3 protein-coding genes and 1 pseudogene are annotated in these 2,052 nt (G+C 63.3%); 2 read left to right on the plus strand and 2 right to left on the minus strand.

Going from position 1 to position 2,052, the window contains the following annotated elements; genetic code table 11:
* A pseudogene (locus EOA29_RS34285) lies at positions 1-340 on the minus strand (hypothetical protein); the annotation flags it as partial.
* On the minus strand, positions 337-636 hold the full coding sequence (locus EOA29_RS34290; RefSeq protein WP_126093490.1) for a DUF3572 domain-containing protein: 300 nt from the start codon (positions 634-636) through the stop codon (positions 337-339). The pseudogene EOA29_RS34285 and the gene EOA29_RS34290, both read right to left, overlap by 4 nt.
* A gap of 237 nt (positions 637-873) precedes the next feature.
* Here EOA29_RS34290 and EOA29_RS34295 point away from each other — a divergent pair, with 237 nt between their 5' ends.
* Together EOA29_RS34295 and EOA29_RS34300 are read left to right on the plus strand one after the other, a co-directional pair.
* Positions 874-1,245, plus strand: a complete 372-nt coding sequence (locus tag EOA29_RS34295) for a response regulator (protein WP_027166515.1) — start codon at positions 874-876, stop codon at positions 1,243-1,245.
* A gap of 21 nt (positions 1,246-1,266) precedes the next feature.
* The coding region (locus EOA29_RS34300; protein WP_127222250.1) for a response regulator at positions 1,267-2,052 on the plus strand (786 nt) is incomplete at its 3' end.

Below are 2,052 nucleotides of genomic sequence, written 5' to 3' on the forward strand. Positions count from 1 at the left end.
GCATGGCGGTCAGCAGGACGATCTCGGCGCGGCGCCCGAGCATCGCCAGCGCCTCCGCGGCGCCGTCGGTGATGCTTTGCCAATCGGCCTGCGCGTCGAAGAAATCGCCGAGAAGGGCCGTGACCTCGGCCTGCTCGATCAGCCGGCCGGATGCCGTCTTGGCGATGTTGCCTGTGAGGCGGAAGGAGGCGAGCGTCAACTGGAAGCCGCGCGTTTTCAGGAAATGCGGAAAGGGCCGGACGAATTCGAGCACGACGTCGTCGACGTCCAGCACCAGAAGGGGCCGGTCGTCGGCGGCAAGCTCCTCGATCTGACGCGCGGTCTCGGGATCGTCGCTCACGTCGAGCGCTCGTGATCGTCATTGCCGAGCGGCAGCGCGCGCAAAGCCTTGCCGACGGCGGCCGGCGGCGTGCCGGTTTCCTCGGCAAAGCGCAGAAGCGTCGGCTCATGGGCGAGGATGAACTGCAGCACGCCGGCGAGGAAGCCCGGCTCCTGCGCCGCCTTGCGGATCGAGTGCGCCTCGATACCGGTTATCGCCAGGAAGCGGGGCAGAAGCTCCGGGTCGCCGGCGACGAAGCCAAGCGCCCTGACAGCAAGGGTTTCCGCCTCCTCGCGCATTGACGCTGCGTTCGCCATCACTACCTTCTGCTGGTGTGGATGTGAGTCTTTCCTCCGCAGTAATGGCAAGCGTCGCTTGCGGCAAGTCTCAGCCGCTTCAGCCCTGCACCCGCGGATGGAATCCTGACGCTTTTCCAACGTTCGGTTTCCGTTTCGTCAATGATATTGGCGTAGAGTGAAAAAGGGTTGGGTGCGATCCGGAAGGGACGCATAACGACGGTCTTCGGCTCCGGAGGCAGTCGGGACGGGAAATTGATGGCTAAGAAGGTCATGATCGTCGAGGACAATGAGCTCAACATGAAGCTCTTTCGGGACCTCATCGAAGCCAGCGGTTACGAGACAGTTCGCACGCGCAACGGCCTGGAAGCACTGGACCTGGCGCGCCAGCACCGGCCGGACCTGATCCTGATGGACATCCAACTGCCCGAGGTTTCAGGCCTGGAAGTGACCAAATGGCTGAAGGAAGACGACGAATTGCATTCGATCCCGGTCATCGCCGTCACCGCCTTCGCGATGAAGGGCGATGAGGAGCGCATCCGCCAGGGCGGTTGCGAGGCCTATATTTCCAAGCCGATCTCGGTGCCACGCTTCATCGAGACGATCAAATCCTATCTGGGCGATGCCTGATGCCGAGCCGGAGCCTCTGAGATGACCGCGCGGATCCTCGTCGTCGATGACATCCCCGCCAATGTGCGGCTGCTGGAGGTCCGGCTGCTCGCCGAATATTTCGAGGTGATGACAGCCGGCAACGGCCCCGACGCGATCGAGACCTGCGAGAACGGCAAGGTCGACGTGGTGCTGCTCGACGTGATGATGCCGGGCATGGACGGGTTCGAGGTCTGCAAGCGGCTGAAGAGCGACCCGGCGACCTCGCATATTCCGGTCGTCATGATCACCGCGCTCGACCAGGTGTCGGACCGCGTGCGCGGCCTCGAGGCCGGCGCCGACGATTTCCTCACCAAGCCGGTCAATGATCTGCAACTGATGACCCGGGTGAAGAGCCTGGTCCGGCTGAAGTCGCTGACCGACGAGTTGCGGCTGCGCGCCTCGACCACGCGCAATATCGGCATCGAGGAGCTTTTGAGCCGCAACTTCGCGACCGAAGACACCAAGCCCAAGGTGCTTCTGATCGATGAGCGCAAGTCGTCGATCGAGCGCATTCAGAAGATGCTGCGCGGCAGCGCCGAACTCGACGTCGCTACCGATCCGAATGCCGGCTTCTTCCAGGCCGCCGAGGCATCCTATGAATGCGTGCTGATCTCGACGGCCTTCGCCGATTTCGATGCGCTCAGGCTCTGCTCGCAACTGCGCTCGCTCGACCGCACCCGCTTCCTGCCGATCATGCTCCTGGCCGATGAGGGCGAGGAGAGACGCATCATCCGCGGCCTCGAACTCGGCATCAACGACTATCTGACGCGGCCGATCGATCAGCAC

The sequence above is a fragment of the Mesorhizobium sp. M1E.F.Ca.ET.063.01.1.1 genome (assembly GCF_003998155.1).
In the GTDB taxonomy this organism is placed as follows: Bacteria; Pseudomonadota; Alphaproteobacteria; order Rhizobiales; family Rhizobiaceae; genus Mesorhizobium.